The sequence below is a fragment of the Mesorhizobium sp. 10J20-29 genome, from assembly GCF_054130485.1.
This window is the reverse complement of the sequence record NZ_CP199156.1, coordinates 698,186-724,360: the sequence shown is the minus strand read 5'-3', so window position 1 is coordinate 724,360 and position 26,175 is coordinate 698,186. Positions and strand designations below refer to the sequence as shown.

The 26,175-nt window shown below is 57.4% G+C and carries 24 protein-coding genes and 3 pseudogenes; 11 read left to right on the top strand and 16 right to left on the bottom strand.

Annotated elements, in window-relative coordinates:
• Positions 1-22: 22 nt before the first annotated feature.
• On the bottom strand, positions 23-316 hold the full coding sequence (locus ACT2BZ_RS03535) for a helix-turn-helix domain-containing protein (protein WP_457939326.1): 294 nt from the start codon (positions 314-316) through the stop codon (positions 23-25).
• Between the two features lie 509 nt (positions 317-825).
• Between ACT2BZ_RS03535 and ACT2BZ_RS03530 the strand changes: the two genes are divergently transcribed.
• Complete coding sequence (locus ACT2BZ_RS03530) at positions 826-1,371, top strand: hypothetical protein (protein ID WP_457939325.1); 546 nt, start codon at positions 826-828, stop codon at positions 1,369-1,371.
• A 222-nt stretch (positions 1,372-1,593) separates the two neighbouring features.
• On the opposite strand, the gene ACT2BZ_RS03525 is transcribed toward ACT2BZ_RS03530, so the two are convergent.
• The 3 genes from ACT2BZ_RS03525 to ACT2BZ_RS03515 are packed head-to-tail and all read right to left on the bottom strand — an operon-like array spanning position 1,594 to position 4,231.
• The gene (locus ACT2BZ_RS03525; RefSeq protein WP_457939324.1) at positions 1,594-2,232 is read right to left on the bottom strand and encodes a YeeE/YedE thiosulfate transporter family protein; all 639 of its coding nucleotides are present in this window, start codon (positions 2,230-2,232) and stop codon (positions 1,594-1,596) included.
• 2 nt (positions 2,233-2,234) lie between these two features.
• Positions 2,235-2,834, bottom strand: a complete 600-nt coding sequence (locus ACT2BZ_RS03520; RefSeq protein ID WP_457939322.1) for a YeeE/YedE thiosulfate transporter family protein — start codon at positions 2,832-2,834, stop codon at positions 2,235-2,237.
• Positions 2,831-4,231: an MBL fold metallo-hydrolase gene (locus ACT2BZ_RS03515; protein ID WP_457939320.1), complete on the bottom strand. Its 1,401-nt coding sequence runs from the start codon at positions 4,229-4,231 to the stop codon at positions 2,831-2,833. The genes ACT2BZ_RS03520 and ACT2BZ_RS03515 overlap by 4 nt, the downstream gene beginning before the upstream one ends.
• A gap of 618 nt (positions 4,232-4,849) precedes the next feature.
• Here ACT2BZ_RS03515 and ACT2BZ_RS03510 point away from each other — a divergent pair.
• Positions 4,850-5,710 carry an ATP-dependent DNA ligase gene (locus tag ACT2BZ_RS03510; RefSeq protein WP_457939318.1) on the top strand — a complete coding sequence of 287 codons (861 nt, stop codon included), beginning with the start codon at positions 4,850-4,852 and terminating at the stop codon, positions 5,708-5,710.
• Positions 5,711-5,757: 47 nt separating this feature from the next.
• On the opposite strand, the gene ACT2BZ_RS03505 is transcribed toward ACT2BZ_RS03510, so the two are convergent.
• Both ACT2BZ_RS03505 and ACT2BZ_RS03500 read right to left on the bottom strand, forming a co-directional pair.
• Positions 5,758-6,240, bottom strand: coding sequence for a hypothetical protein (locus ACT2BZ_RS03505; RefSeq protein ID WP_457939316.1), 483 nt, complete (start codon positions 6,238-6,240; stop codon positions 5,758-5,760).
• Complete coding sequence (locus tag ACT2BZ_RS03500; protein WP_457941208.1) at positions 6,240-6,578, bottom strand: Kazal-type serine protease inhibitor family protein; 339 nt, start codon at positions 6,576-6,578, stop codon at positions 6,240-6,242. The genes ACT2BZ_RS03505 and ACT2BZ_RS03500 overlap by 1 nt, the downstream gene beginning before the upstream one ends.
• A 438-nt stretch (positions 6,579-7,016) precedes the next feature.
• Here ACT2BZ_RS03500 and ACT2BZ_RS03495 point away from each other — a divergent pair, with 438 nt between their 5' ends.
• Positions 7,017-7,343: a hypothetical protein gene (locus ACT2BZ_RS03495; RefSeq protein ID WP_457939314.1), complete on the top strand. Its 327-nt coding sequence runs from the start codon at positions 7,017-7,019 to the stop codon at positions 7,341-7,343.
• A 639-nt stretch (positions 7,344-7,982) separates the two neighbouring features.
• Here the strand turns inward: ACT2BZ_RS03495 and ACT2BZ_RS03490 are convergent.
• Positions 7,983-8,135 (bottom strand): hypothetical protein, encoded by a 153-nt coding sequence (locus tag ACT2BZ_RS03490; RefSeq protein ID WP_457941458.1) that lies wholly within the window; start codon positions 8,133-8,135, stop codon positions 7,983-7,985.
• 232 nt (positions 8,136-8,367) lie between these two features.
• On the opposite strand from ACT2BZ_RS03490, the gene ACT2BZ_RS03485 reads away from it, so the two are divergent.
• The 4 genes from ACT2BZ_RS03485 to ACT2BZ_RS03470 all read left to right on the top strand — a co-directional run bounded on the left by ACT2BZ_RS03485 (position 8,368) and on the right by ACT2BZ_RS03470 (position 13,659).
• Entirely contained in the window at positions 8,368-8,607 is a 240-nt protein-coding gene (locus ACT2BZ_RS03485) for a hypothetical protein (RefSeq protein ID WP_457939313.1), read from the top strand.
• An 877-nt stretch (positions 8,608-9,484) separates the two neighbouring features.
• Positions 9,485-10,408: a hypothetical protein gene (locus ACT2BZ_RS03480; RefSeq protein ID WP_457939312.1), complete on the top strand. Its 924-nt coding sequence runs from the start codon at positions 9,485-9,487 to the stop codon at positions 10,406-10,408.
• A gap of 462 nt (positions 10,409-10,870) precedes the next feature.
• The gene (locus ACT2BZ_RS03475; protein ID WP_457939310.1) at positions 10,871-11,437 is read left to right on the top strand and encodes a hypothetical protein; all 567 of its coding nucleotides are present in this window, start codon (positions 10,871-10,873) and stop codon (positions 11,435-11,437) included.
• 911 nt (positions 11,438-12,348) lie between these two features.
• Positions 12,349-13,659 carry a mechanosensitive ion channel domain-containing protein gene (locus tag ACT2BZ_RS03470; protein ID WP_457939308.1) on the top strand — a complete coding sequence of 437 codons (1,311 nt, stop codon included), beginning with the start codon at positions 12,349-12,351 and terminating at the stop codon, positions 13,657-13,659.
• A gap of 304 nt (positions 13,660-13,963) precedes the next feature.
• On the opposite strand, the gene ACT2BZ_RS03465 is transcribed toward ACT2BZ_RS03470, so the two are convergent.
• The 3 genes from ACT2BZ_RS03465 to ACT2BZ_RS03455 form a co-directional block, all read right to left on the bottom strand.
• Positions 13,964-15,043, bottom strand: a complete 1,080-nt coding sequence (locus ACT2BZ_RS03465; protein WP_457939307.1) for an endonuclease/exonuclease/phosphatase family protein — start codon at positions 15,041-15,043, stop codon at positions 13,964-13,966.
• Between the two features lie 401 nt (positions 15,044-15,444).
• The gene (locus ACT2BZ_RS03460) at positions 15,445-15,699 is read right to left on the bottom strand and encodes a hypothetical protein (RefSeq protein WP_457939305.1); all 255 of its coding nucleotides are present in this window, start codon (positions 15,697-15,699) and stop codon (positions 15,445-15,447) included.
• A 140-nt stretch (positions 15,700-15,839) separates the two neighbouring features.
• Positions 15,840-16,406 (bottom strand): hypothetical protein, encoded by a 567-nt coding sequence (locus ACT2BZ_RS03455; protein WP_457939304.1) that lies wholly within the window; start codon positions 16,404-16,406, stop codon positions 15,840-15,842.
• A gap of 167 nt (positions 16,407-16,573) precedes the next feature.
• Between ACT2BZ_RS03455 and ACT2BZ_RS03450 the strand changes: the two are divergent.
• A pseudogene (locus ACT2BZ_RS03450) lies at positions 16,574-16,795 on the top strand (IS3 family transposase); the annotation flags it as partial.
• 359 nt (positions 16,796-17,154) lie between these two features.
• Positions 17,155-17,553 (top strand): hypothetical protein, encoded by a 399-nt coding sequence (locus ACT2BZ_RS03445; protein WP_457939302.1) that lies wholly within the window; start codon positions 17,155-17,157, stop codon positions 17,551-17,553.
• A 210-nt stretch (positions 17,554-17,763) separates the two neighbouring features.
• On the opposite strand, the pseudogene ACT2BZ_RS03440 reads toward ACT2BZ_RS03445, so the two are convergent.
• Positions 17,764-18,559: pseudogene (locus ACT2BZ_RS03440) on the bottom strand (transposase); the annotation flags it as partial.
• 11 nt (positions 18,560-18,570) lie between these two features.
• Between ACT2BZ_RS03440 and ACT2BZ_RS03435 the strand changes: the two are divergent.
• A pseudogene (locus ACT2BZ_RS03435) lies at positions 18,571-18,919 on the top strand (transposase); the annotation flags it as partial.
• Between the two features lie 148 nt (positions 18,920-19,067).
• Here ACT2BZ_RS03435 and ACT2BZ_RS03430 read toward each other — a convergent pair.
• Positions 19,068-19,862, bottom strand: coding sequence for a class I SAM-dependent methyltransferase (locus tag ACT2BZ_RS03430; protein WP_457939300.1), 795 nt, complete (start codon positions 19,860-19,862; stop codon positions 19,068-19,070).
• Positions 19,863-20,023: 161 nt separating this feature from the next.
• On the opposite strand from ACT2BZ_RS03430, the gene ACT2BZ_RS03425 reads away from it, so the two are divergent.
• Positions 20,024-21,037 (top strand): AraC family transcriptional regulator, encoded by a 1,014-nt coding sequence (locus ACT2BZ_RS03425; RefSeq protein WP_457939298.1) that lies wholly within the window; start codon positions 20,024-20,026, stop codon positions 21,035-21,037.
• A 197-nt stretch (positions 21,038-21,234) separates the two neighbouring features.
• Here the strand turns inward: ACT2BZ_RS03425 and ACT2BZ_RS03420 are convergent, their stop codons facing one another.
• The 4 genes from ACT2BZ_RS03420 to ACT2BZ_RS03405 form a co-directional block, all read right to left on the bottom strand.
• Positions 21,235-21,885 carry a nuclear transport factor 2 family protein gene (locus tag ACT2BZ_RS03420; RefSeq protein WP_457939296.1) on the bottom strand — a complete coding sequence of 217 codons (651 nt, stop codon included), beginning with the start codon at positions 21,883-21,885 and terminating at the stop codon, positions 21,235-21,237.
• A 246-nt stretch (positions 21,886-22,131) separates the two neighbouring features.
• Complete coding sequence (gene terL / locus ACT2BZ_RS03415; RefSeq protein ID WP_457939294.1) at positions 22,132-23,595, bottom strand: phage terminase large subunit; 1,464 nt, start codon at positions 23,593-23,595, stop codon at positions 22,132-22,134.
• Positions 23,592-24,317, bottom strand: coding sequence for a DUF5681 domain-containing protein (locus tag ACT2BZ_RS03410; protein WP_457939292.1), 726 nt, complete (start codon positions 24,315-24,317; stop codon positions 23,592-23,594). The genes terL and ACT2BZ_RS03410 overlap by 4 nt, the downstream gene beginning before the upstream one ends.
• A gap of 2 nt (positions 24,318-24,319) precedes the next feature.
• Positions 24,320-25,882, bottom strand: a complete 1,563-nt coding sequence (locus ACT2BZ_RS03405) for a DNA methyltransferase (protein WP_457939290.1) — start codon at positions 25,880-25,882, stop codon at positions 24,320-24,322.
• Between the last annotated feature and the right edge of the window lie 293 nt (positions 25,883-26,175).

The following is a 26,175-nucleotide window of genomic DNA, read 5'->3' as shown; positions in this document are numbered from 1 at the left end:
AGCCAATCCGAATCCGTCATGGCTACATATCACTATTCTTGATGATTCCAGCCTCGCCTTCGGTCGGCCGCGCGGGCTCATCAGTCGACCTCCGCAACCTCACACCAGCGCCGCCGCCATTCTCAGGAATGAACTCGACGCCCGCGACCGTCAGTGCCTCCTGCAGACGCAGGAGTGTTGACCCCAAAGGCGACCGGTTGCCGAGTTCGAAGTTCGCGATTGTTGCCTTGGCTACGTTGGACTTTGCGGCCAGTCGATCCTGGGACCAGCCGACCAGCGCACGGGCGGCTCTACATTGTGCTGCCGAGAGAGACATTCGAACACCTAACCTTGTATCTGTTCGCGCAGACCTGCGACGTAGCAGGGACATTCTATCCCTGGTATAAAGTGATCGCGCCATGCTGAACACGCCTGTTCCGGTAGTCGAGGGACCAATGGAACAACCTTGCAGCACCACTCGCCTATGACTTGAAGCCTGCTCTTGCTCGCTCCGTCCTAGGATTGTCTGAGTGGATAACTGTCTCGGGACGAAACGGTTGCTCGTCTCTATGCCTCAACCCAGGTGTTTAATTTCGGTCCAACGGCAAGGTGGTCAGAGGCGCAATCATTGCCAATGTTTCGCTCTTGCCAGGAAAGCCCTCAACGCTTTTTGCCGAGCCCGGGCAAATGCGATCGAGAACAACGGAACAGCGCCCCGATGCCAAGGGGCCCGCCCGATGGAACAAGATGCGCTTCAAACAAACGCTCTGCACAAAGTTTGGCACATCCTGGGGGAACAATGGGGGTCTGTCTGGCATTCATGTCTCGCAGCAAGGAGTCAGAAGCATGCGTACAATATCAGGTCTGTTTGATACTCGGGAACAAGCTGAAGCAGCCGTGGATGCACTGGGCGAAGCAGGGATAGGCAGCGAGAACATCAGTCTGGTCCGGCCCGGCCACGAAGATGATGATGACGACGGACTCGAAGGCGCAGCCGTAGGCGCAACGGTAGGCGGTGTGCTTGGCGCTCTGGCAGCGTTCGCTATCCCTGGCATAGGTCCCGTAGTCGGTGCAGGATGGCTTGCAGCAGCACTTACCGGTGCAGCAGCAGGGGGCTTGATTGGAGCCTTGGCTGATGCAGGCATCGACGAGGACGATGCCCACGTCTACGCAGAGGGCATTAGGAGGGGCAACACCCTGGTGACCGCCCGTGTGGAAGACGCTCAGGTGGACGCGGCCGCAGCCATACTGAACCAGTCCGGCTCCCTGGACCTAGGCAGTCGGCGCGAGGAATATAGGAGTTCGGGGTGGAATCGTTTCGATGAGAACGGCGAGCCTTGGCTTGACGAGCGCCAGCGTGCATCTTCTCTGCAGGTCCCCCCCGTGAGATAGGCTACCTGCCCGGATAGGCGAACAAGAGGAAGAGCGGGCCAAGGCCCGCTTTTCTTTGTTGGGCTTAGCGCAGTTGCCGAGGGATCAGCGTCGCCCGATAGGCGGAAGCGGACGATTGTCGATGGGTCGACTGGTGGGTTCAACTGGGAGAAAGGTGCAAAAGTCCTGTTGCTCAGGAATGCCTAGGCTGAGGGCTTGTCATCAACATCCGCAAGGGAGGTATCACACCCAAGGGTACGACCAACTGCCTAGAATCTCTGCAGGGGATTGCGCCGAAGGACTGAGGCGTTCGAGAACCACCAGAAAGCCTGTCAGAAGAATCGCCACCAAAATAACGATCGGGCCCTTCGACGATGCGAGGCCGTAGAAGGTCAATTTCCCAAAGTCTCCCAATTTGTCGATCGTTCTTGCAAGTGTTCCGGACATCTCGGCATAAATCCATGAACCGGCTATCAGGCCCGCCATGCCGAATGAAGCGTCCCAACTACCTTGCCCGAGTGCCGCCGCGGCGGTACCAGGACAATAGCCGATTAGCGCAAAGCCGGCCCCAAAGAGCAGCCCACCTGCGATGTTAGAGGCAAGTTTCGTCGGCTTGGTATGGAGATTGACTTTCGCAAAATAGTGGAGCGGAAAGATCCCCACCATACCCACGACAATCGCCGTCAGCATGATTTTGACCACAGTCCAATCCTGGAAGAGGAGCTGTCCAATCAGAATGTGGTAGGTGCCGACGCCCCCCTTCTGCAGGAGAAAGCCGAAGACAAGACCAAACGCGGCTCCTGCAAGCAAGCGCGTGGAAGGGGCAACGGAAGCTTGCTCCGAGATCTTCGATTTCTTCACGAGTTTGCCTGCGTCCAGCATAGTCAGATCCTGAACATCAGATTGGCAACGGCTGCGCCGCCGATGAAGAAGCAGATCACGGCTACCCAGGACGCTACGTTTAGCTGAAGTGTCCCGCTAATACCGTGCCCACTCGTGCACCCACCTGCCATTCGCGCCCCAAATGCCATCAAGACGCCTCCTCCGAAAGCAAACGCCGCTCGCAAAAGTAGATCGTCCCCGAATCTGGCAGCCCACATGGCGGGCACCCATTCATTTGCAAGCGTCCCGCCGGTCGTAGCGGCGACCGCTGCTCCGACGACTGCCGCCAAGACGAATGCAAATTCCCAATTGATCGTCGGTGGGTTGGACTTGAAATATTCAAGGCGCTCAGTTCGTTTCTTAGCGACGGCTTTGCCGATGAAACCTGCTACCGTAGCGTAAAAGGATGAAGCTCCGATCGGCTTGTCTGAGACGTAAAATGTCATCCAGGAAAGGATACCGATTCCCGCACCGACCAAATATGGAGACCATGCCGCCCCCGGGTAATTGAGAGCATCGAGGGATGGTTCAATCGCGATCGCAGGTTCTGTTAAAAGCACTCCAGCAGTGATGACAAGAATGCCGGAAAGGCGGGCACTCATTCGATCCTCCCATCGATCGGCAGTCCAGCCTTCTTCCAGGCCTGCCAACTCCCCGGAACGTTGCTGACATCCGTAAACCCCTCCTGCTTCAGAATGCTGCTGGCGATGCTGGCTCGATATCCGCTGTCGCAGTATGCCGCGACCGGGCTCTGACGATCTATTTGGTCGGCCTTTTCTCGCAGTTCTGGCAAGAACATGTGAATCGCTCCAGGCACATGCCCGGACTTCCATTCACTCGGAGCACGTACATCGATAACCTGAAGCGTACTATTGGCCTCGTGAACCTCGTGGACAGTTTTTTGATCAATGTCTGTTAATTCGAATCCGGCGTTGTCCCAAGCTTTCATGCCACCCACCAGATATCCAGCGAACTTTGTATAGCCAGTGCGCAGGAAAAGCCTCACGACTTTCTCGATTTCGTCGTCGCTATCCAGCACCAGAAGAATTGGCTTGTTTGGTTCGAGCAGCCAACCCGCCCAAATTGAGAGCATCGGTGTTCCACCGATATTTAGCGCACCGGCAATGTGCCCTCCGCCAAAGGCGAGCATGTTGCGTGTGTCGATGAGAGCCGCACCCTTCTCCTCGATAGCCTGTTTGAATATTTTGGGTGGGAGACCTCGCACACGCGGTAGGTTACCAAGGATTTTCGGTCCCTTAGCGTTCAGCTTCTTCATCAATGGATAGTACTTGGGCACAGGCGGAGCCGTCCCCAGGGCATAGTCAGTGAACGACTCAACATCCTGAAATTGCAGAAATGGATTGAACCGTCGCTCGTAGCCGATCGTACTTTCGAGGCGATCCCCGATGTCTGCGCCACATGGTGACCCGTGACCGTGGGCAGGATAAATGATGACGCTATCCGGCAGGTTCAGATAGAAGTCTCGGAGCGTGTGAAACTGTTGCGCCGCCAACTTTTTGGTTTCGCTGGAGCCAAGCAGATCCGGGCGACCCGCCGAATTCACAAACAGCGAATCCCCCGTAATTACGCCCCAAGGGGTGTCAGCGTGCTTCTTCTCAGCAATCAGGTAGGACACATGCTCTGGCGTATGACCCGGCGTATGTTTTACGGCGAGCACAGTTTTTCCGATGGTGAACTGATCACCGTCCTTTAGCTTTTCAGGTTCAAATCCGTAACGCGCGCCACCCTCATGGCTCGCATAAATCTTCGCTGAGCCCAGGCGATCGCACAGTTCTCGCGCGCCACTCACCAAGTCAGCGTGGATATGCGTCTCGAAAATGTGGGTGATTGACAGGTTCTTGGATCGGGCAAGTTCGACATACTTTTCGACGTCGGGCGTCGGATCGAATACCGCTGCGACTCCTTCTCCATCGTCCCCCAACAAATAGGAAAGCTCGGCGATACCTTCGGTGTGGATCCGTTCGAAAATCAGTGGCATGAGACCGGGTTCCTAGCGCTATTTCTGATTGGAACTTTGTCATAGGGGGGGATGCGGGACTGCTTGTGGTCCGATAAGCGAGTCCGCCGGTCATCGCATTGAACTATTGTACGGTGTCTAAAAGAGGCAAACGACTGGCCAGGCGTGTTCTCAAATCCGTTGTGGAGAGAGGTGCCCATGGGAGAATGCCGAGAAAACGAGGAATGATTCTGCAACAGCAACGCGCCTCCCGGTGTTTGGTTTCTTGCGCGCGCACAAACTTCGGAGCTGGCTACCATTCATGGGGCTCGTTGTACTCAACTCGAGGGGAGCAGCTTTCACTCCACGGAACACGGTCACGGCAGCTAACTGAGAAGCTTGTTTTGAAAGACCAACCGTGTTGGGTCGCTGAACCGGTCATACCGCTATGCGCCTCTGAGGCCAGCGCAGGTCCCGTGCTTCGGTCTCTTCGCGTTGCATCAAACCATTGGTCATGAAGGGCTGAACAGGCGTGGGAAGCCGCTGTGTCCACGGAAACGGACAGGGAACGGGATTGAGTGCAAACCTAGTCTCCAATTGTCCGGAACGAATCAAATTGGCAAGGATTGACTCGCATTCATACGAGTGACGTGCGTGAGAATGCTTAACTTCATCGCCCCGATGATGCCGACGCTGGTGGATGAACCACCCGAGGCGGGCGACTGGATTCACGAGGTCAAGTATGACGGATACCGAACCCAGATCATTGTCGAGAACGGAACAGCCAGGGCTTTCACCCGCAATGGATACGACTGGAGCCTTAAGTATCCCTATATCGTCAGGCAGGCCGCCATGCTGCGCTGCGTCTCCGCAATCATCGACGGCGAGGTAATCCTTCCGAACCATGCCGGAGCATCTGACTTTCATGGACTGAGATCTGCGATCAAGGCCCGGCCGGAAAGCCTTGCATTTGTCGCGTTTGATCTCCTACACCTCGATGGTGCCGATCTGCGATATAGGCCGCTGATCGAGCGACGGGAAAGCTTGGCGAGACTTGTTGAGCCGGCCAACGGGTATATCCAGTTCAGTCACCACGTATCGGGTGGGGGCGCGGCCTTCTATCGTGCAATCGACAGTTTGCATCTTGAAGGAATGGTGTCGAAGCGGCCGGACAGTCAGTACCGAAGCGGGCGGAGCCGGAACTGGTTCAAGGTCAAATGTTACACTGAGACCGACTATGAGATTGCTGGTGTCCTGCGGCAGCGCGGCAGCGCTCCGCTGGCCATAATGACGACGCTGGACGGTAACCCGACCTACGTCGGCAGCGCCATTGTTGCTCTGAATAGCAAGATGCGTGAGCAACTCTGGAAGCGGGTCAAGGAAGGGTCGGGGCCGGCTCCGAAAGGCGTAAAGAAAAATGCTGCCGAGTGGTTGACCCCCGGACTTGTGGGGCGGGTTCGCCATCTCAAAGGAGAAGACAAACTACGGCACGCGACGCTGAAGGACTTTCGGAAGGGATAACGTCTGATTTGTCGACGATCGAAGCGGCTCTAAACTGGATAACTTGGTCAGCAGCGATCCGCAGTCAGTGACTTCACCATTCTCACAACGATCGGATCGTATGGAAGCTTTTCTTCCGTGGCGTACGACAATTTGAAGATCGCAAACTGATCGTCGCAGAGCTTAATTGCCCGTACGTACGCAATCCTGCCGCCTTTGATTCCCGAATAACTTGCCCAAGTGGATGTGATCCGCCGGTAGGTTACGTCCCAGCCGGCGCGCTTGTCGGCTTCTAGTCTATCCCGGACCATCGCCTCGAAAGGGAGACCATCATAAACTCCTCCCCACACAGTCAGGAGCGCCTCGTTTGCTGCCTCGAATGTGGCCCTCGTTCCGTTGTCTGTTGTCTCTTTCAATATGAAACCAGGCGGCACCTCGAAGGTGAATCCCAAAGCGCGAACACCGAACCGTTGCCACTCCTGCGAACCTGCTTGGATTGGTGCAAAGAACAGCGCTATTGCAGTTGAGAGGATGGTCCACCGCCACGACATCAAGCAGGATCTTCCTTGGCAGGCTTCCCCTTTTGCTTCTTCTCTTTCTTGTCTTTCTTGGGTTTCTCGACAGGAGGTTGCGCGGGTGCGCACTCGCCGGTCGATGCCACAGAGACGCCCTCCCGGGCTGCATAGCAGGCGTTTGAATAGGTTTGCCCGTCGCATCCACACACAGGATCATACTGGTCGGTACAGACCTCAGGTCGGGGTTGGCATACGCCAGTCTGATCCGCGGCGCCGCACTGCGCATCGGGTTCATACTTGCAATAGGCGCTGCTAGGACACTGGAGGCCCTGGAGTCCACCGCACGGTTCCTGGGCCGTAGCCACCTCAGGCATCAGAATTAACCCTAGGCTGACAAAGGATGCCAAGCAGGGGCCCACGCCGATGTTGATCCTACTCAGGGCAATGTTCGCGAACATGGTCGCTCCTTCCGATAGGTTTGGGCGCACCGCGCATGGGCACCCCCGTCTACTGCAGAGCAGTGAACGTCGGACCTCGGCTGACTGTTCCGCTTTTCTAGACTATGACCCGGACCTGCTGAGAGGCTCCGTTCGTGTCTCTCCAAGCAGGGAATTTGCGGCGCCCCACGCAATATTGGAGGTCATGCATCTGAGCCCGTTCGCAATAAACGAGTGGTGGCCTTTGACTCCATGGTCTAAACCAAGAAATAGCATTCGCCGACTTACCGGGCTTACCGTCTGTAATTCTTGAACTCGTTATGTCGCCTCACGCCTCACGTCCGAGAAGTGCATGGCAGCGAAGAAAGTACCCACATGGACGAAAAATATATCAGCATACGCGAACAATTCTTCACAGCGATTCGGGCACTTGCCACATCGGCTGATCCCATTCAGACCCGCCTGATCTCCGCGATGGGGAGCCTCCTTGAGGTCACGATCGACGAGTTTGAAGGTGACAGGGAGCTCAAGATCAAATTTGCAAGAATCCTTGATCTTTTGGCGATCGATGCGGATGATATGGAGACGGTAGCGGAAGAGACAGCCGCGCATATGACTGATTTTGAGGCGGAAAAAATTGCCGATCTGATATGCGATTTTTACTGCGAACTCCGAGGAAATCATAAGAATCCAGAGAATTGAACCTCCTTCCAGGGGAGCCCAAGGCCCTCACCCGCGCTGACATGGTGGCGTACGATCGCATCGCCAAGTCCATGGTCGACCACGAACATTGCGCGTCCCCACGACGCGCACGTCCTTTCGCTCTTCGGGAATAGCTGCGGGACGGTGCCGACCTTCACCACTTCCCGAAGGAATGGCTGCCTGCGGAATTTCAGCCAGGGGCTGGCCCATGGTGTGGGTCAGAAAGAGGCCCGCCGCAGCAATGAGGTGGGGCGAACAGTCCATGTGCAGCCCTTGATCCATTTCAGTGAGGGCTTCCGCGGATCAGACAGCAGCACCCGGTAATATTCTAGGTCAGAGTATCAAGAAATTCAGCTCAGCGATTTACTGGTACCCCGCTTGGGAGGGAACATGGGGCGACGACCCTGGCGGTCTTTCCCCATCAAGGCCACCACGACCAGAACCTAGCCTTAGGTAGGGTGCTCGCACATAGTGCGATGCATTCGATCAACAAGAATTGCCCGCTCCGGGGATTACGTCTGCATCGCCCCATGCGGCATCACGTGATCATGGCTGACGGCAAGCCGCGGGTGCGGCAATTGTGCTCGTCGCGTGGCGGACTAGCAGCGACTTCGATGCCCAAGGCGCGACCACGAGTAATCAATCGAATATGTCGGCGATGACAGCCTGTTCGGCCTCCTCCCAGCGACGCACGACCTGGCTTACCTCCTCGATTTCCTCTTGGCTGAGGTGGTGGGCGCCTTGCTCGTACGGCAACACCTGGTCGACCTTGTGAAGGAAGCGGGCTTCCACCCGTAGCCATTGGCTATGGCAAGCCTCTGAAACATCAAGATGGAGTGCATATGGGTGGCCAACATGGGGTCACCGATGTCTTCCGAGAGCCACTGGTGCAAGCGATACGGCCGATACCCTTTTTCAGTCATCGGAGTCTTTCGGATCAGTTCTACCGTGATGCCGGGCCCTAAGCGATCGAATACCAAGCAATAGGACTTGTCTGAGCAAGGAAGGTCCTCCAGACGCCGATATGCTTCTGGGCGATGGAATACTCGCCTGGCCTCATCGGGGCGGCCGCAACCTCTACCGGGTCCAGATCGGGAATATCGTGGTCAAGTTAGAAGTGGACAGAAACGCCACGGTTGCCGAACTCGCGAACGATGTGCCGCTCGCGATCTTCGTAGCCCTGCTTCATGTGGCAGACGCGTATGAAGATCTGATCAAAGGTCAGCTACTCACTCCGATGAGTGCGGCGATGACGTTGCTGTGATGGAAGTCCGAACGTAAGAAATAGTAAGTCGAGGATCTCGGCTAGGGCCGGACTGCTGCCCATGGCCAGGCTAATCGTCACCGCGAGAGAGAGCGAAAGTCGGAGCGACCGCCGGAAAATCTGACGCTTCGACTTTCGTACTTCGGGGAACCTTCTTGCTCCCTTCAGCGCCCTTTTTTCGTCGCTGATTTGGCCTTGCGCCGCACTGACTTTAACTGCTGGGCTAGCATCGGTTCAGACTGCTCCCGACCTCGACGGGCTTGTCAACGTTAACATTCAGGACGTTTTGAAGGACATTGCCCTCGATCTCAACATCGAAGATACCAATATTCCGATAACCCTGCAGGTGCCGATATCGGTGGCTGCAAACGTATGTGGCGTTGACGTCAATGTCCTCTCTGCCCAGCTTGACACTGGGGATGCGAATTGCACGGCAGTAACGGGCTCGCAGGAACTGACCCAGGTCGTCCAGCAGGAGATGTCAGCTGGTGGATCGGCAGGAGGAACAGACGATACGGCGGGTGGCGGCAACGACAACCCGACGGACGAGACCGCGGGCACGGACGGTGGAGCCGCTACCGACGAAACTGCAGGCGCTGACAACGGCACTCCGACGGAAGAGACCGCCGACGGTGGTCAGCCAACAACGACGAGACGACAACCAGTTCCACGGGCAATCCAAATTCCGCAAAAAATTGCGCTCCCGGCCAGACGGGAGATGCAAAGGCGGCAGCTCCAGGACAGCAGCAGGGTGAGGCGAAGGCAACCGCCCCTGGCCAGCTTAAGAAATCTGGAGACTGTTAGGAGGCGATTTTCGATATGCAGTAGGGAAGGGACGGCGTAGCGGAAAGGGCGGCAATCTTGCCGCCCTTTTCGTATGCCGAAACGAGAAACGGCGCAGTGTCAGGAGCAATTCCTGCCGGAAATTGATCATTTCGTGCCGGTTCGAAAGTTTGCTTCCCGCGATCTCAGCGTCGTGGTTGTGAACGACAACAGCGTCTACGAGCACACCGAGTATTACGGACCGGTGACCATCGAGAACAACATCGTCATCAACAATGTCATCAACATCAATTTCGTGCGTGACAACAGCGACGAGGAAGTCGAAGTGGTCGAAGCCAAGGTGGTCAACGACCCCCGTGATGCGAAGACGGCAGACGGCAGCGCCGTAGTCGCGGTTGAGGGGCAGGTTGGTGAGCCATCCGCGTCCGAGGCTCCGCCTGAGGGCAAAGAGCGGACTGAGGTAAAATCCCCCACTGCCGAGCAAGAGGTTGAAGCTACGGCGGACGGAGAGACTACCGAACCTCCGGCGGGCGAAGCGAGCGACGCTCCTTCCGACACATCGGGTGAAACAGGCCAGAAGCCTCAGGCCGAGCCAACCGAGGAGAATCCGGCCACCGCTACTGACGCGGCCAAGCCGGCGGAGGAGTCGTCCGGCAGTGCAACGGATCAGCCCGCGGAAGCTACGGAAGGTTCGCAGCCTACAGACCAGGCCCCAACCGAAGGCGAGACCTCTGACACGACTGAAGGCAGCGACAGCACGCAGCCGGTGGATCCTACCCCGAGCGAGGCCGAAACCACGGAGCCGGCCGAGGCAGCCAAACCAGCAGAGGAGGCGCCCGATGCGGCAGGGCAGGCTCCTGCTGCAACGGCCCCGACAGAGCAGCCAGCTGACCAAGCACCGGAAACCGGTGAGGCGACCGACCAGGTGCCCGCAGAACCGGATGCGTCAGCCGGAAAGGAACAGCAGCCAAAAGCCGACCAGTGCTCGGAAGAGGACAAGGCGGCAGGTCGCTGTTGACCAGTCTCTAAGTATGACGAGGTATCGGTCCGGCCGCATATCCTGCGGCCGGACCGTCATTTCCGACGGGTCGCTAGTCCCGATTAGCAAAAGGTCAGCTCTGCTTCACGTCGGTCTGAAGATCCGCTTCTGATGATTCCGGCCTAGGAGCCGCCGATCTCCGTTTCGGCCCATATCGGTGTTTCAATGATCGGCGTTACGTCGAGCGGTCTTGGCGGAACTTAGACAAGGGCGGCCCGATGCGGCGCGGAGGAGGTTCCAGCTGACTGTTTTCGACCATGACCGCGCTCGATCGATAGTATGGTTGTCCTTCAGTCGTGTCGTCGCCCAGTCGCTTCGATCACGTCCGGGTTGAGGACTACAGCGTGCATTCACATGGGATCGCTGATTGGGATGGCGAAAGGCCTGTTCCAGACGTAGTCTGAGGTCCGTGCCCCTCTTGGGCAGTCATAGGAGAATGTCATGACTTCGCTTTTGACTGTGATAACGACTGCAATACTGACTGCGGGTGTTTCGCTGCTATCCCATACTGAGGCAAGTGCCAGCGACGAGGTGCCAGCAGGTATCAATGAGCTCCGGGCCGCGATGGAAAAGTACAAGGACCCGGTGGTCGCGGTTCGAGACGGTTATCACTCGACGCTTGGATGCGTGACGTACGAGTCCGGCACCATGGGCGTGCATTTCCTCAACAAGGATCTGATTAGCCCGGTACCCGACCCTTTGAAACCCGTTCTGCTCGTTTACGAGCCCACTGGGGACAAGCTGGAGTTGGTGGCGGTGGAATGGCTGATACCGCTGGCGACGGGGATCAAGGAAAAGCCCTCGCTATTTGGGCATCCGTTTGATGGACCGATGGAAGGCCATGAGCCGCTGCTACCGGCAAGCCTTCACCATTATGATCTGCATGCCTGGATATTTAAGGACAACCCAAAAGGTATGTTCAGCCCGGTCAACCCCGACGTAAGGTGCCCTGACGGACCGTATACGTTCCTTGAGGAACCTCCCGTCATCGTGGAAAACCCGAACTGATCCGGCAAGGTCAGCCAGGCGCGAAAGCCGGCGTGTTGGGCGCCGGCTTCTGCCTGGTCCGACCGATGATTGCAGCGGCAGGCGAGGCACGCCTCGCCCGCTGAACGCCGAGCCAAGACGTGGCTGAAGATTTCAAGTTGCCCGCGCCGGACCCCCAAAAGTCCATCTCGTCTGATGGGATGCGCGTTAGGCTTTCATCATACATATTGGCCCACTCAGTCAGGGGTGGAGGGTCGGGATGCTCAAGGCGACAACATGCCAAGTCAAGCGTGGCAAGCGATGGGAGGAAATCGAGATTGGGGAAGCGCTGCAGTTTCATCGTCTTTCAATAATGCGCTGCGTGGAATGTCACGGACGCGTGCGTGCGCACCGCCAGGCGGCGAGCGGTATGCGTGCCCATTTTGAACATCTAGTGGCTCACGATGGCTGCAGCCGCTCGCGGTGTAACGGCGTTAGAAAGTCACTGCACCCGAACCGGCTGGGCTAAAGGGGGGAAGGTCCCGTACCTTCTTAGCTGCGCCGCGGCCGAAAGGTGCGGATAGGCGAACGGCATGCGCGGGGGAGGGTCCGGTGTCACTCCTCTTAGCGCAGAGTTGCGACTCTCTGATCAGATGTCGTTCAACGCCGCGGAGTGTCTTGTGTCTCGCTCGCCGACGCTTAGAGTCGACCAGCGATGGCAGCCGCTCTCAGGATCTGATTACAACATGTGCATATGGGCTGCTTCGATGATGAGCTGGCGTTTAAACAGGAGCTTGTGGAGTGCTTACTAAAGGCAAGGCGAACAGGTGACGCCAAACGACGCCCTACGCGATAGCTCTCTTCTGAGTTTTGTCAGCAACCGGACAACTCTGTGTGCGCTTGCTCTCATGCTTTCAAGTTGCCCTGTCCCAGCGCAGACGTCGCCGAATATCTTGGATTCAGCCGCAGACGATACGCAGAAGGACGTCGCTGTTGCGCCCGATGCTCGGGACTTCGAGATCGCCGATCGTTTGGGCCGCATTCTGGTCGCCAGCGAGTGGTTTAGCCCCCTGAATGTCTCGGTTCGCGAGGGGATCGTCTTTCTTAACGGTCAAACCGAAACCGAAGAGCGAAAGGAGTGGGCGCGCCAGTTGGCGCTTAGAACTGAGGATGTGGTGGCAGTCGTCAATCGAATTGAAGTCAAGCCACAAATAAGCTGGGACCTGACACCAACCTGGCGCGAAATACAGAGGTTGGTCGATCACGCTCAGCGGATTGCACCGCTCTCAGTTATCTCATTGCTCATACTTCTGTTCGCGTGGATTATTTCGCGCGGAGTTGCTGGCCTGGCGCGCTATTGGCTGCGCCGACGAATTGAGTCGCCGCTGCTCCTGGGAATTGTGGCGCGTTCATTTTCGATCCCCGTGGTCTTGATCGGCGTATATCTTGTGCTTCAGGTCGCAGGCCTCACTCGGCTCGCTTTGACAGTCTTGGGTGGCACAGGACTCCTCGGCATCGTGCTAGGCCTAGCCTTTCGAGAGATCGCCGAAAACTCCCTCGCCAGTATCCTTCTCAGCGTCCGAAACCCTTTTCGGGCAGGCGACTGGATTCAAGTTGGCGATCACCAAGGGATTGTCCAAAACCTCAACATGCGAACCACCGTCTTACTTACGCTTGACGGAAATCACGTGCAGATTCCGAATGCGTTGATTTTCAAAAGCATCATCAAAAACTTCTCCACCAATCCAAATCGGCGGACAGAGTTCACAGTCGGCATCGGGTATGACGATTCAGTGCTGGAAGCACAGGAAGTTATTATGAAATCGCTCCGTGCGCATCCAGCTGTGCTCAATGATCCGGAGCCAGCCGCGCTGGTGGACGAACTCGGTTCTTCGACAGTCGGCATTCGAGTGCAGTTTTGGTTCGACGGCAGGTCATACTCTATATTCAAGGTCCGTTCGGCACTCATGCGCCAGGTCAAGCGATCGCTTCAGGATGCTGGCATTTCGATGCCCGACTCGGCTCGCGAGATCATATTCCCTAACGGTGTACCGGTCCGCCAGGCCTTGGTCGGTGAACTCGACAATGAGCTTGAGCCCCAACGCCCCTCATTCAAAGGGCCGGATGAAGCAATTGCAACGACGGGAGAAGGTGAACTTGTTTCTGAAAGGGAAGAACTGGAGCGTCAAGCCGACGCTGCTGATCTATCCGAGACAGGCGAAAACTTGCTCTCCACAGAAAAGCGGAATGCAACGCAAAGCTGACTCCCGATTTCGGGCTTGGACCACGACCAATGCTGCTGTCGACCAGAACATAGCATGTCGTCGAAATGGCGGTGTGAAGCTATCGTTTAGATTGTTTATCCAATGTCCGGATTAGTATCGGCCGAGTTCACCGATCTCCTAAATGCCGGCGCCGCGGACCGCTATTTGTCCGCAAAGTTTGCCAGAGGTAGCCGCAGTGACTGTTCTGCGCGAGTGGCCGTTTCTTGCCGACTGGATCAGAGCTCCCGTCGGTCAGGCCACCCAAGCGTTTAGGTTCAAGCACTACGAGCCTGGGCCGTGGTGGCTACTGACTGCGGATATCCACTTCAAGCGTCGCGCCGTACCCGTCTACCAACTGCTGCACTCCGGCCTCCTCGTCGGGGTCCAGAACATTTGGAGCGGCGTTGAACTGCTTGCCAAGCTCAGGGGCAATGCGGACGGTCGCAAGCATTGGGAAATGGTCCGAACCAACCCGTCTGCCGCGCGCGAAATCGACGAGAGCTAAGTTGGGCGTGATATAGAGTTGGTCGATTGGAAAGCGCAGGAGGGGCTGCGTGGCGTCAAAGCTTGGTAGGGGTCCACGTCCAATTCGCGGGTCGAGATAGCCGCCTATTCGTTTGAACCGCTGCGCCATGTGTGACCATGCTGGTTGGTTGAAGTCGCCCATGATCAATAGAGGAACCTCGGCTTTCCGGGCGAAACGTGCCGTATAAGCGATCTTGGCGTCTCGGACGTGGGTATCCTGCCCCGGCAATGGGGGTGGCGGGTGGAGGCCGAGGAACCGAAATACTCGACCTCGACCGTCCTTAAGCTCGGCAAAAAGGGTGGGCTTGTCGGCGTCACCTAAATCAAGCAAATGCGACTCGATCACCTCGAGATTGGTGGCGAAGACTAGCCCGTAGTGGTTGCCTTGCGGCCGCGCGATCACGGTACTGTAACCGTCAAGCACGGGCTCAAGTGCGTCAACCCAGGTTTGATCTGTCTCCATCAGGAAAATCGTTTCAGGCATCTCTCGCCGGATTAAGTCGAGGACGGCTTGATGCTCCCGGTTCTCCATCAGGACATTGGCAGCCAAGAATCGCATCTGATCGTCACCCTCAGGCGCAAGTCTGATTTCTTTTGAAGCAAGCGGCGTATAGGGAAAGACCTTCCACGCTTGGACACCCGTACAGGCGAGTGCAACTGCCAATGTAGGCGCCTGAAGCCTACCAGGCAGGAACAGGCAAAGGACTGCAACGACTGCAGCCGCTATGAGAAAATGGATGCGCGGGAAATCCATTGCTCGGACCCACCATTCCTGCAGGTCAGAAGCCGGTAGGATCGTGACAGTTGCCAATGCGATCGTCAGCACAGTGACCATGATGGAGTAGGCTATCGTCAGCATAGTCCGCTCTCCGTTCATCAGTGCGCGATCGGCGCGATCATCCCATCTGGGCTCCACGTCGAAGGACCGGTGTCAGGCCCGAAATTTTCCGCCGTTTGGGTATGACTTGCAATCAGTGTCAGCCGGCGTCAACCGGAGCAACCGTTAGGGTCCAGACCCATAAGGGATTCTTCCAACCGGCTGCCCGCCAGAAGGCAGGTTCGGCGCTGGCCGGCGCGGCCATCCCTAGCGCGAGAAGCCAGGCGATTATGACGAACCGAATACTCATCCCGCATCGTGGGGCTTTCGACGGTCGCGAGCCAGTCAAGTTTGCTTGAGACCGCCTTTACCGAACGCCAGCCAAGGTCGGCGACTTCGATCACGCATCCTAACGCGTACCGCTTCGGGGACTGTGCTGTTGCTCAGTGTTTGGTCAAGGCAGAACGCTCGTCAGGATGCGTCCGCTTTGGCGTCTCGGCCTCGGCGCGAGCCATGATCTCGTCTACATTTGCGATCGTCTTCTCTCCCTGAAGGATGTCACCATGATTTGTGACAACCTGCCTGCCGTGGTCATCCTCGAGGATATTGAATGTGCCGGGTCGCATCCATTCGACGCGATGCGAAAGTCTCGTTATCATATGTCTGTATTGAGCGATGGCTTCTTCGCGCCAGGTCATTCTTACCTCCCATGTACTCCGGCTGGATTCGATTTGCTCTTTCGTTGACACAGGTCAGCGTAGTCTCGACCGTCAGGTTGAGGAGCAGCCGCGACCGCCTATGTGCCCCCGCCTTTCTTGAGACGACGAGTTTATAGCAGCTATTGCGATGTCAGGGTCTCGAGATCCTCACCACCGACGCTCGTGTGGCAAGCGATACAGCCTTGATCCATCCCTTTTGCCACTCGACCGGCAAGCTCGACGCCGTTTGGATTCTTGTCGAGAACTCCGTCAGGCAGATACTTGGCCCAGAACCAGTCCTTGTTCTCCGGATCGTAGCCTGCTTCCCTCTTGAACATCACGGTGATTGCAGCGAGGTATTGCGTGGGGTTGTCGTAAACCTCCTGGACGGTCAGCTCTTCCTTGCCTCCGTGGTTGCGCTTGAGGAGAAGTCTGCCCGTATGGCCACCGACTGTCGCAGTCGTGGCGAGCACTTCCTGAACGGCACCGTGCGGCTCGTTGCCTTCAAACGGTACGACCCGAATGGCCTCATCGCCGACAAGGCGCGCTTCTTCCAATGCGGCCCACAGCGCCTTGGCGTCATCTGTGTCTTGCGGGTTGCCAAAGGGAGCGTCCTGGGCGAACGCCGCCTGTGCGACCGCCAACAAAATTGCACCGGCTACGGACAGCCCTTGCCCGATTCGAACCAAGTTACGCCTATAGGCCATGGTATCCTCCCAGGATCGTTTGCTGAATGCCCGACTATAGCATCTGACGATCCACAAAGAGGTCACGATCCATTGACCGAGGCGGGGCAGCCACATCAGCGTCGCCTCGGATTGCTCCAAGGCAGGCGATCATCGCTTGCATGCGCTTCGCCGTCTTGAGGGGAACCTGGAGGCTGTGCACGACCATGCGCGCAGGGGACGTCACCGATACGCTGGAACTGGCGCTTACGGCTTCAGACTGTCACAGCGCCAGGATGCTGCACAAGCCAAAACTGCTCAGCGACAACGGGCCATCCTACATTGCCAGTTAGCTCGCCGAATGGATCGACGCCAACGGCATGAGCCATGTCCGCGGCGCTCCGCCTCATCCGCAGACCCAGGGCAAGATCTTCTGGCGGAAGGGGCGCCCAGCCGACATGCACGCCTATCCGCATCTTTAGATCCGCATTTGTGACCTGCCGGGATTCGCCGAACGCGTGCTACCTCCGCAACGCAAGGTCGGTTAATTTCTCGCGTGGTCCGCGACGCTGCCCTGCAGACCTGTCGCGACCATATAGGCATCTCCGATGGTTTCGATCACATGTGCTGCCGCAAGGTGTCAAACCGCGAAAACAGGACGTCCGCAGGGTGGTGAACGACCGCCTTGAAGCGCAAAGTCGACGGTCGCCTCGCGTATGCGCGCTTCATGGCGGCTTTGGCTGTGGCTAATGTGTCGCTCTGTGCGTATCATCGTCCATAGGGGGCACAGATGAGGAAGTTTTTGACAGGCCTGTTGGCCGCGGTGCTGATGTCGGGCCTATCAGTAGGGCGCTGCATGTCGGAACATATGCCGATGCCGTACAAGCCGATTTCCGAAGCGACCATGAGAACCGCCAGCGCCCAGATGTATTCGAAGATTCTGCGCAGCTCATGCCTAAACGGATGGCGTTACACCAGGAGCGGTATCTCGAATGGCTTCGAGAGACATTACGAGGAATTGCGGCTGAGTGCCCACAGCAGTGGGTACACTTTCATCCCGACCGTCAGCGCAGAGGACTCTTTGCCGCACGTCATCGCTACGCATTCGCAAATCGCTTTTGATGCCGCGCGGCGGCTCGCGTTACCGCGCAAGTTCGGCTGCTTTCGCGCATATTGGCTCGACGGTTGAGCGACACCCCCTCGTCTTCAGGACGAGTATCTGGCAGAGGCCAGCGATGTCGAGAAGAAGACGGTGTCGAGAGCCGCCGATAGGGGGTTAAGTGGCAAGGCGCCGCGGAGAAAGGCGTGTCGGCAGACAAGAATGGTGTCCGTCATCAGATGAATTGAGACGTCTGGCGGCCTGACTTAGTGGAGGCTCTGGCTCATCTGGGTTGGCATTTTAGGCAGCGGCTTTGCGATGCTGCAAGCGCCGCAGTTCGAGTGTCTTTCGCTTGATCCTTTCTCGTTGCAACAGGATGCTCTGGCCGCGTCCAAAGTAGACGTCGGCCGGGGTAAGATTGTCGAGGCTCTCGTGGTAGCGCCGGTGATTGTAGTTCTCGATGAAGCTGCCAATCTGCGATTCGAGGTCCCCTGGCAGGAAGTAGTTCTCGAGCAGGATGCGGTTCTTTAGCGTCTGGTGCCAACGTTCGATCTTGCCTTGGGTCTGGGGATGGTTGGGAGCCCCACGGGTGTGATCGATGTCCCGATCCTGCAGCCAGTCGGCCAGTTCGCCGGCGATGTAGCAAGGTCCATTGTCCGATAGCAGGCGTGGCCTCTGACGCACCGTTGCCCGATCGCAGCCTGATGCGACAAGCGCAAGGTTCAGAGTGTCGGTGACGTCCTCGGCCTTCATGGTGGTGCACAGCTTCCAGGCGATGACGTAGCGGGAAAAGTCGTCAAGGATGGTCGACAGGTGGGTGCGTCAGCACGCCCCAGCCGATGACCTTCAGATAGGTGAAGTCGGTCTGCCAGAGCTGGTTGGGCGCCGTCGTCTTGTCCTGGAACTCATCTGCGGCCTTGATCACAATGAAGGCCGGGCTGGTGATCGGGTCATTCGCCTTGAGCAGGCGATAGACGGACGGTTCCGAGACAAAATAGCCTTGCGTGTCGGTGAACGTGGTCGCCAGTTCCCGTGGGCTGAGCTCGGGCCTGTTCAGGGCGAGTTCGACAATCCGCTCCCGCACCTCGTCGGGAATGGTGGGTGTACGTTCACGCCGCCGACATCCAGGACCGTGACGGCGCGCCAGCCGTCCTGAAGGCCATCCTCAAGCGCTGGCCGTGGCTGCGCCACGTCTTCGCCGATGGCGGCTATGCCGGGCCGAACTGCGGGGCGCCTTACAAAGGGTCGGCATGTTCACGATGGAAATCATCAAGCGGTCGGACAGCGCAAAGGGCTTCGAGGTCCTGCCGCGCCGCTGGATCGTTGAGCGGACCTTCGCATGGCTCGGCAGATGCCGAAGGCTTGCAAAGGACTTCGAGGATCCACCGAATCCGCACAGGCCTGGGTCTTCATCGCGAACATCCGCATGCTCACCCGAAGGCTCGCAAGGACCTGAAAAAGCGGCGGTCATTCTGATTCAGACACTTAGCTTCGCGAACTGCATGTCTGTCAGCCAGAAATGGGCCCGATCCATTACTCGCCTCCTTTCGGAGAAGGTGAATCACATCAGGCCAATTCAAGGAATCCCTTTATAGGTCTTGACCCTAGCGCTTCTTTACTCTGATGATAAGCGACGGCATGTCGAATTCGATGGCGCGACTATCGGTGGTGAATGGTCCGAGGGCCCTTTCCGACTCCAAAAGAAGTCGCTCGAACTGATCGTCCGTGAGCACACCCCCGAGCGTCCACACGCAAGCTCGCTCAGTCGATACCATCGCGTCAACTGACTCAAAGCGTACCTTTTCGTTCCGCTGTACGATCTCGGCATCCTCGATACCGGCTTCGCGGCAGATTTCATGCAACCGCCCTGTATCGCCGAGGCTAAACGGGGCGCGGAAGGCGTCACCCACCTGACGTCCGAACAGCCGGTCGAGCAACAGCGCGAATGTGCCGTAGCCTGGAGAGTTCTCGACGGAATCGCACACGGCAACCGATAGCCTCCCACTCGGTTTCAGTACCCGCATCATTTCACGGAGCGCCTGCGACTTGTTGTCGAAGAACATCAACCCGAATTGGCTGACAACAACGTCGAAGCTCTTGTCCGGCAGTGGCAAGGCTTCGGCCATGCCTTCCAACCATTCGATCTTTATGGACTTGCGCCGCGCTACCGCCAGCATCTGCGGATTGGCGTCCAGCCCGACGACATGACCGTTCGTGCCGACGATCTTGGCCACTGCGAGCGTCAGCGCGCCGGTGCCGCAGGCCACATCGAGCACGCGGTCGCCCTTGCGCACGTCCGCTTCGGCGGCGACGACCGGTGCCCACTGGGCGAACAGCGCCGGTACGAAACGGGTATCGTAAATTTCGGCAGGATCGCGTACTTCATCGAGTGGAGCCATGTATTCTTTCCTCCGCGCAGTACGGTCAACGGACATAACCGCTGGATACGGCGGTGCGCGCAGGTTATCCTTGCGGCATGCCGCAGGCCCATGACTATAAGTCTTTCTTGCTTGCCGCATCGTCCATAGCACCGGATGCGGCGGGTTCAGGCGACGCATCTATGGCGGAAGAACCGGCTTCATGCCGGGGCACCGACCCGCTCTCGGACGTGCTACGCACGGTAAAACTGACCGGAGCGCTGTTCTTTTTAGTCGACGCGTCGTTTCCTTGGGGCATGGAGGTGCCACGCGCCCGGGCCTTCGCCCCCGTTATCCTGCCGCGTGCGCAGCATGTGGTTTCCTATCATATCATTCTTACGGGAGCGGGATGGGCTACCGTGCCCGGTGTCGCTTCTACCTGGTTCGAAGCGGGCGACGTTCTGGTCTTTCCGCACGGCGACCCCTATCTAATGCTCAGTGAGCCAAACCAGCTGCCCGAGTTCGATGCCGATGCAACCATGGCCTATTTCCGCGAGATGGCGGCAGGCAGGCTACCCTTTGTGAACAAAGAAGGCGGTGGCGGAGAGCCGCGCAGCGAATTCGTATGCGGCTTTCTCGGTTGCGACATGCAGCCTTTCAATCCCGTACTTTCGACCTTGCCGCACCTTCTTCTCATCAGGCGATCGGAGACCGGAAATGACGACCTGCTCAGCCACCTCATCGATCTCACCCTTGTCGAAGCGCGCAGGCCGCGCGTCGGCGGCGAGATCATTCGGCTTCGACTGAGCGAGTTGGTCTTCGTGGAAGTAATGCGCCGCCATATTGAGGCCTTACCCGCCCAAGCGACCGGTTGGCTCTCGGGACTGCGAGACGCGTCGATCAGTAAGGTTCTGGTAATGCTCCATGAGCAGCCCGCATATCCGTGGACTCTGAAGGAACTGGCAAGCCGCGCTGGCATGTCGCGCGCGGCGTTGGCTGCTCGCTTCACGCATCTTATCGGTTATGCACCGATCCAGTACCTAACGCTCTGGCGTATGCAGATCGCTGCTCGGTTACTCGCCGACAGCTCATCTAAGGTTGCAGCGGTGGGACGCGAGATCGGCTATGCATCGGAAGCGGCCTTCAGCCGGGCATTTAAGAAGGTTGTTGGTGTGCCCCCTGCCGTATGGCGCGGCACTGTTGTTGGGACTGACTAGCGGTTTGTCCCTAGTCATCCACCATCCCTCGGCACCAGTTATATTGGCCAGACTTCGTTGATTATATACAACCCTTCGGGTCCGCCGCGGTCGGGCAGCGACGCAAGCAGGATCTCGCAGAGGCGGCGAGCACTGCTGACATCATCTCCTCCAGAAGGCCTGCGCAGTTCCGGCCTGGGGGGGGGTCGTAGACAGCTCTATGGCCGCTCGCATGAGCCCGATGACCCGGAGCGGCGAAGAATCGTCACGGTGATGGGAGAACAGGTGGGTCCGAGGTCCCGGGCGACCCTAGATAGTCGGCAGAAAACGAGGCCGCCAGCATTATGTCTTTCTCTAAGTGGTATAGCAAAACTTAAGCACTCATGAATGTCGTCTTCCCACCGATCTGACGACATATTGAGACGTGTACTCACAATTCCGATGTCCGGCTTCTGGCGGTGACGTGATATCTGCGAGGATGGGCCGGTTAAGAGCTGAGCGGATAATCCGGCCGACCAGCTACCTTTCTCAGGCTGGATAGGCATAGCCCTCGTCTTGGGAGATGGCGGCGACAGACGCATGTCGACGATCCATCGCCAGCCTTCACTCGTTCGGACGAGTGACACAGTCCAGCGGACCGGCACCTTGATGGCCTCGTTATCGACGGTCAGATGAATTACGAGAGCGATCGCGACAGCCGCCGTGTCGCCATAAATAGCGACGTCCTTCCAGCCCCATTCGAAGCGAGAAGCCGTCGCATCCCGGAAATTGCGTTTGAAGACCGAAGCGACGGCAGCCCGGTCGGAGCAAAGCTCATCAGCGCCCGTTCCGATGAGCGAAATGGCTCCACCGTTGACGAAGATGGCCATCAGCCGGTCGAGATTTCCCGTCGACTGGTCACTTCTTAAGCACATCGGTTCTCCACATTCTCCGTTCGATTCGAGTTGACGCGCTCTACTCAGGTTGATGCGACGCGATTGTGCTTTCGGTTCTCGCAATGACCTGGGTCTGCCGGGGCGCGCCATGTGATCACTGCTGGACGTATTGGGCCGACCAGTCGGATGCCCGCCACCAACATTAGTCCGGCTATTCGGCTCAGGGCTATCTTGTTGGGCCTATTCTCGGCGATGTGTGAACTTTGGTCTGTTGATACGCAATCTACGCCCAGTACGTGGATCACGTTCGAAGACTTCTCCTCGTCGAGAGGCAGACCAGCTTACGAATTGAATTACGCTATCCACCTGATCGTCGTAACGGCCGTTTGGAAACGCCTGTAGCTCCTGACGCAGGGTATCGAGCCACGGTGCTTCCGTTGGGACGAGATAATTCCCTGTTTCAAGTCGCGCGGTCTCCGCTTCTACACGAGCATCTTTGCCGACGCGTGGTGTGATGCCGGAGTATCTTTGCCGAGGATCGTCGTGTCGTAGTTGCTGAATGAGCGAGATTCCTGAGCCAGCCTGTTCAATCAGGATCATGTCTGCCCTCCATCGATTAGCTTCCAAGAGCACGCGACGCTTCAATTCGGGGAAGTCAAAGCGCTGGCGGACAAGATCGAGCAAATGCCACTTCTGATCATGGTATCCCCAAGTGGTGCCGACCGAAAAGTCGCTACTGGGCTCGGCTGTTCCGCCAGTATCCCAACTCTGAGCGATGTGCTGGAAATCGGCACGGTCGCCATGGCCAAAGGAATGCGTACCAAACCACTCCCAGCGGATCCGATTTCCGCCGGGAGGTGTCGGATCCTGCTGGTACTGCGCCGAAAAGGCGGCGTTGCCCATTTCGATGCGTATCGCGTTGAGCGTCTCAAGGGGCTCACGCTCAGGCCATAGGGGCTCGCCCTTGAGACGCTTCTTACTGCGGTTGGGTCCGATCGCTATCAGTTCGTCCCGGATGCTGATTGCTGGAAGATTGAGTTGCTGAAAGCGGTTCGTTGCCATGAGATAACCGGGAAGATCGTCTTCATGGAGTCGCTGCTGAATGACGATGATGCGACCGTCCGTCTTGTCATTCAATCGCGATACGAGTGTTTGCTCATAGTGATTTCTGACGCGCTGAAGCTCGGCTGGGGAATTGGCATCGTCGGCCTTCATGAGGTCATCGACGATGATCAAATCGGCGCCGAAGCCTGTTGCAGCGCCTCCCAGAGAGATTGCCTTTCGACCACCCTGCCGCGTGGTGATCTGTTCTTCCATCCTGTTTCCACCAATTGCCAGACGCGTGCTGGGAAACAGCGCTTTGTACCAGTCCGAGGTCAGAACCTCGCGAAAGCCCTGTGCGTGTTTTGAGGCAAGATCGCCGCCATAGCTGGAGACCATGATCTTGAGCGAAGGGTCATGTCCTAGCATCCACGCTGGCAGGGCCACGGAAGTACAAAGGGACTTTCCGTGACGAGGAGGGACGGTGATGGCGAGCCTTTTTGTCTTACCTGCAGCGACGTTTGACAGCGCGTAGCAGATTGCTTCGGCATGCCAGGCCGACAGGAACCGTTGTCCGGGATGCAGATACTCGAACATTGTCCAATAGAAAGCGAAGAACTCGTGGCGTTGGAGTTCTCGAAACAGTTCGGGGCTTTGGGTCATTTGCCGTTATCGTCGGTATCGTCAGCATCGATGGCATTGTTTTCATCTTCGGTATGACTGTCGTCTTCGGGCTCATCTGTGCCCGGACCGTTCGCTTCGCTCATGCGTTTTGCGAAATACCAATCCAGCATTGCGACTTTGCTGGCTGGGGCCAACGGTGAAGGATCGGAATATGCTGCGGAGGTGGAAGCTGTAGAGCCTAGTATCTTGTCGAACACCAACAGATATTTTGGGTCGACGGAATCGGCAAAGTGGCGCGCGCGTTTGCGCATTCCGATCTGATACAGGGACATCTTTTTCGTGCGGCCGTTTTCTCGCACCGACACCTTTACATTTAACTCCTCGGACAGGATCGTCCGGTGATTTTTGGATCCTTTCGGGCGTCCGCGTGGATTGGCGTTGTTGCCAGGCTTGAATTGGGTGACCTTGGGCGGCCGGCAGTAACCTACGACGTATTCAGCTTGCTTGACGCTTTCTATCGGGCGAGGGGACTGGTTGGCGTCCCTTGCATCCTCTACCGGTGACGCAGGCCGATGTCCGGCTTCGCCGACCGGAGCCGGTCGAGTCCTGTATCGCACACGAACAGTCGGCATATCGACGGACGGACTCGCGGTGTCTTTCAGTTGTGTGGCCGACTGCATAAGAGCCGGCAGCTCGTGCCCGGGGATGCGGACTTCCGGGGCCAGCACCGCAGACAAGATTGACGTTTTACGACTAGTCATGACTACGACTCCAGTGTTGCGTTGATTGTATTTGCCGTCTCTGGGGCTCCGTTCGAGGCGCTCGTTTCATGCAGACGGTCTTCGGTTTCAGCGAAAGTCAGGCCCGTTTCTGCATGGACTGCCCGGCGTTTGGTCAGCTTTTCCCAACGACGAATGGAGACGTCGACATAGAGCGGATCAAGCTCGATCCCGTACGCTTTCCGTCCAACCTTTTCAGCGGCAATGATGGTGGTTCCCGAACCGCAGAACGCGTCGAGAACGGTTTCGCCATGGCCGGTGCAATCCTTGATCGCATCGGCGACCATCGCCCAGGGTTTGACCGTGGGATGGTCATTTAGGTCTTCGTTCCGGCCGCGTCGGAACGAGTTTACGCCCGCATAGGTCCAAAGCGTCGTGCGGTAACGGCCGTGGCGGCCAAGCTGTATGTTGTGGATGTGGGGAACGGAATCCTCGCCGTTCTTGAACACGTGCACGAATTCTGTTTGCTGCCGGTACAGGCTACCCATCCCGGCGTTGGTCTTGGCCCAGGTGCAGGTAGTTTTGAGACGCAAGCCAGCCTGCCGCGCCGCAGTCAACAGTTCGTGGGTGTGCATGGCGTCCATGCACGAGTAGTGCAGGGACCCTGGTACGGAGTGGGATTTAGTCAGGTCGAGGTATCGGGCAAGAAACGCGGTGAAGTCGGCGTGGCTCATCTCGCCAGATGCCATTTCGAATTCACGGTGCTGGGATTTGCCCAGACCACTGACATGACCTTGGATTTTGACATTATAGGGAGGGTCGCTCCATACAGCGCGGACTTTCTCGCCTTGAAGCAAGGCTATGTAGCTCGCCTCATCGAGCGATGAACCGCACAGCAGTCGATGGTTTCCCAATACCCAGACGTCGCCCAATTTCGAGACCGGTGAACCTTCGGCGGGCCCAATGATCTCATCGGCAGGATCTTGTTTGGGAACCTCGTCGAGAATCTCGAGCCGGGCGTCGATCTCGCCAATCTCGAAGCTGGTCATTTCCAAGATTTCTGGATCGTCGAGGGAAAGCACGAGGTGCTGGAACTCCAGTGCAAGCGCTTTGTCGTCCCAAGTGCTCAGTTCCGCCAAGCGATTGTCCGCTATCCGGAAGGCTTTGATCTGATCTGGCGAGAGATGACTGACTCGAATGACCGGGACATGGCTCATCCCGATCTGCTTGGCCGCGAGCAATCGCCCGTGTCCGGAGATGATCTCGTTTTTCTCATCAATCAGGAGCGGGACCTGCATCCCGACTTTCCGGATTATTCCAGCAAGTTTTGTGATCTGGCGCTGATCGTGTTTACGGGCATTGCCAGCATAGGGAACGAGAAGTCCGACAGCAATCTGCTCAATCACGGAGGCCAGCTTCGGCATTTCTGCGGTATCGACTCTCGGCGGCACTTGCCTCGTTCTTACTCTTACGTGAGGAGTGACCTGGTCGTTTTCGGGAGCTTTCATGGCATGCCTTCGGCGGTTGTCCGCGCGCACAGCGCCGCGGAACATTGATGGTTTGGTCTTGACGAGAAGACCCGGCATTCGACTCGCGAATGCGTACATCTACTTTTTCAAGATCGGAGAAAGCGCCCACCGCGAAAGGATGGGCTATGTCTCAGGATTTTTGCCGCCCCTGTGGCGCAGGACTCACTACCAGTGGTGAGCCGTAAGACAAACGAACCACTCAGGGTTCTAAGTGACCACTTTCGGTCTTCAAGCAGACTTACAACGAACTTCAGTTCGCGCCCGCATTTCTGCCACTAACTGCGCCGCGGTGGGATGTCAATACGTCTACATTTAGGGGCTAGACGATTGCCATATCGAGCGGTCAACAGAACTATCGTCCGAGCTTCAGG

What these genes read in the sequence shown, in the direction of transcription:
- ACT2BZ_RS03410 (WP_457939292.1), bottom strand. Translation starts at nt 24,317, where the DNA reads ATGACTAGTCGTAAAACGTCAATCTTGTCTGCGGTGCTGGCCCCGGAA.
- ACT2BZ_RS03420 (WP_457939296.1), bottom strand. Translation starts at nt 21,885, where the DNA reads ATGGCCATCTTCGTCAACGGTGGAGCCATTTCGCTCATCGGAACGGGC.
- ACT2BZ_RS03510 (WP_457939318.1), top strand. Translation starts at nt 4,850, where the DNA reads ATGCTTAACTTCATCGCCCCGATGATGCCGACGCTGGTGGATGAACCA.
- ACT2BZ_RS03465 (WP_457939307.1), bottom strand. Translation starts at nt 15,043, where the DNA reads ATGCTGACGATAGCCTACTCCATCATGGTCACTGTGCTGACGATCGCA.
- ACT2BZ_RS03455 (WP_457939304.1), bottom strand. Translation starts at nt 16,406, where the DNA reads ATGGCCTATAGGCGTAACTTGGTTCGAATCGGGCAAGGGCTGTCCGTA.
- ACT2BZ_RS03525 (WP_457939324.1), bottom strand. Translation starts at nt 2,232, where the DNA reads ATGCTGGACGCAGGCAAACTCGTGAAGAAATCGAAGATCTCGGAGCAA.
- ACT2BZ_RS03495 (WP_457939314.1), top strand. Translation starts at nt 7,017, where the DNA reads ATGGACGAAAAATATATCAGCATACGCGAACAATTCTTCACAGCGATT.
- terL (WP_457939294.1), bottom strand. Translation starts at nt 23,595, where the DNA reads ATGACCCAAAGCCCCGAACTGTTTCGAGAACTCCAACGCCACGAGTTC.
- ACT2BZ_RS03475 (WP_457939310.1), top strand. Translation starts at nt 10,871, where the DNA reads ATGACTTCGCTTTTGACTGTGATAACGACTGCAATACTGACTGCGGGT.
- ACT2BZ_RS03500 (WP_457941208.1), bottom strand. Translation starts at nt 6,578, where the DNA reads ATGCCTGAGGTGGCTACGGCCCAGGAACCGTGCGGTGGACTCCAGGGC.
- ACT2BZ_RS03520 (WP_457939322.1), bottom strand. Translation starts at nt 2,834, where the DNA reads ATGAGTGCCCGCCTTTCCGGCATTCTTGTCATCACTGCTGGAGTGCTT.
- ACT2BZ_RS03485 (WP_457939313.1), top strand. Translation starts at nt 8,368, where the DNA reads ATGCTTCTGGGCGATGGAATACTCGCCTGGCCTCATCGGGGCGGCCGC.
- ACT2BZ_RS03530 (WP_457939325.1), top strand. Translation starts at nt 826, where the DNA reads ATGCGTACAATATCAGGTCTGTTTGATACTCGGGAACAAGCTGAAGCA.
- ACT2BZ_RS03535 (WP_457939326.1), bottom strand. Translation starts at nt 316, where the DNA reads ATGTCTCTCTCGGCAGCACAATGTAGAGCCGCCCGTGCGCTGGTCGGC.
- ACT2BZ_RS03515 (WP_457939320.1), bottom strand. Translation starts at nt 4,231, where the DNA reads ATGCCACTGATTTTCGAACGGATCCACACCGAAGGTATCGCCGAGCTT.
- ACT2BZ_RS03460 (WP_457939305.1), bottom strand. Translation starts at nt 15,699, where the DNA reads ATGACCTGGCGCGAAGAAGCCATCGCTCAATACAGACATATGATAACG.
- ACT2BZ_RS03505 (WP_457939316.1), bottom strand. Translation starts at nt 6,240, where the DNA reads ATGTCGTGGCGGTGGACCATCCTCTCAACTGCAATAGCGCTGTTCTTT.
- ACT2BZ_RS03430 (WP_457939300.1), bottom strand. Translation starts at nt 19,862, where the DNA reads ATGGCTCCACTCGATGAAGTACGCGATCCTGCCGAAATTTACGATACC.
- ACT2BZ_RS03425 (WP_457939298.1), top strand. Translation starts at nt 20,024, where the DNA reads ATGGCGGAAGAACCGGCTTCATGCCGGGGCACCGACCCGCTCTCGGAC.
- ACT2BZ_RS03445 (WP_457939302.1), top strand. Translation starts at nt 17,155, where the DNA reads ATGAGGAAGTTTTTGACAGGCCTGTTGGCCGCGGTGCTGATGTCGGGC.
- ACT2BZ_RS03405 (WP_457939290.1), bottom strand. Translation starts at nt 25,882, where the DNA reads ATGTACGCATTCGCGAGTCGAATGCCGGGTCTTCTCGTCAAGACCAAA.
- ACT2BZ_RS03480 (WP_457939312.1), top strand. Translation starts at nt 9,485, where the DNA reads ATGCCGAAACGAGAAACGGCGCAGTGTCAGGAGCAATTCCTGCCGGAA.